The organism is Streptococcus huangxiaojuni, from assembly GCF_040930515.1.
In the GTDB taxonomy this organism is placed as follows: Bacteria; Bacillota; Bacilli; order Lactobacillales; family Streptococcaceae; genus Streptococcus; species Streptococcus huangxiaojuni.
This window is the reverse complement of record NZ_JBFQEG010000051.1, coordinates 1-1,521: the sequence shown is the minus strand read 5'-3', so window position 1 is coordinate 1,521 and position 1,521 is coordinate 1. Positions and strand designations below refer to the sequence as shown.

At 40.0% G+C, this 1,521-nt stretch carries 1 pseudogene; it reads left to right on the top strand.

Going from position 1 to position 1,521, the window contains the following annotated elements:
• Positions 1–88 precede the first annotated feature (88 nt).
• Positions 89–1,379: pseudogene (locus AB3329_RS11605) on the top strand (IS4 family transposase).
• Positions 1,380–1,521 lie beyond the last annotated feature (142 nt).

Sequence of the window (1,521 nt, the reverse complement as noted above, 5' to 3'; positions counted from 1 at the left end):
GTCCAATGTCATTAAGATAAGTAACCTATCATATTTTGTGGTAGGTTACTTTTTTCTATGCTAGACTAAAAATAAAAAGGGAAAAATCATGCTACATCAGATTAAATCTCACTTACTTGATAGTATTAATGACATTGTTGCAGCTGCCAATCCGTTTGTGCTTAATCCAGAAAAAGATTTCAGCCGACAACGTCAGTTGAGCCTGAAAACGATGATTCAGGCTATTCTTGTCATGGGTGGCAAGACCCTAGCTAAAGAACGGCTTGATTTGGACTTACCTGTCTCTCAGTCCGCTTTTGTTCAACGACGTTACCAGATTAAACCTCAGGCTTTCGAGTTACTCTTTAGAAATCTCACTGCTAAGATTCCTACCCCTAGTTCTCTCCCTAGTTTAGCTGTAGATGGGAGTGATGTGATTCTGCCTAGAAATCGCTTTGATAAAACCACCTCTATTCAAACGGGACCGTATCACACCCCTTACAATCTCATTCATATCAATGCACTCTACAATCTCGAACAAGGAATTTATCAGGACCTGCGGATTCAAGATAAGCGGGAAAATGATGAACGGGCGGCTTTCATTGACATGATGGAGAACTGTCCCTTTCGCACAAGCTCTAGTGAGTATGGACAGAGGCTATAAATCCTACAATGTGATGGCACATTGCCAAGAGAAAAATTGGCTGTCTCTGAGTCGTATTCGTGATGGGAATTATGCCATCAAATCCAGTTTTAACCTCCCTGATACACCCTGTTTTGATGAATGGTTTCACCTCAAAATCTGTCGAAAACAAACCATTGACATGAAGCAACACTATCAAAACTTTCCTAATCATTATCACTTGTTGCCCAATCACGTCCCTTTTGACTTCTTACCTCGTTCTAGTCGAAAAAGTGACCCAATAAGGTTTTATGAACGCCATTTTCGGATGGTGCGCCTCGAAATCAAGCCGGGCGGCTTTGAAACTTTAGTGACTAACACCGATTATTCGCCAGAAAAATTAAAAGATCTCTATGCCTGCAGGTGGGGCATAGAGACCAGTTTTCGTGACTTAAAATACAGTATTGGTCTGACGCATTTTCATGCGAAAAAGAAGGAAGGCATTCTCCAAGAAATCTACGCTCGCTTTATCAACTTCAACATCTGTAAATGGCTAACGTCATACGTTGCCATTAAAAAATCCAAGCTAAAAAAGGCTTATAAGATTTGTTTTTCAGACGCTGTTTATGCTTGTCGAAAATTTCTTAGAGGCGAGCTCACTTCCTCCCAATTGAGAACCGACATGGCCAAGCATTTATCGATCATTCGACCCAATCGCACTTTCCAAAGAAAGATAAGAAGCCAGGTTCCAGTAAGTTTCACTTATAGAGTATCATAAAAACGGCAAAATGGGGTGAGAAACCTTTACTTTTGTGCGCTCTAAATTCTATAAATCATAAAACTATTCCAAATTCAGTCATAATAGAGGTGCTTTGGAATAGGTTTTTTGACAGAGTGAGAGCTTATCTTAATGACATTGG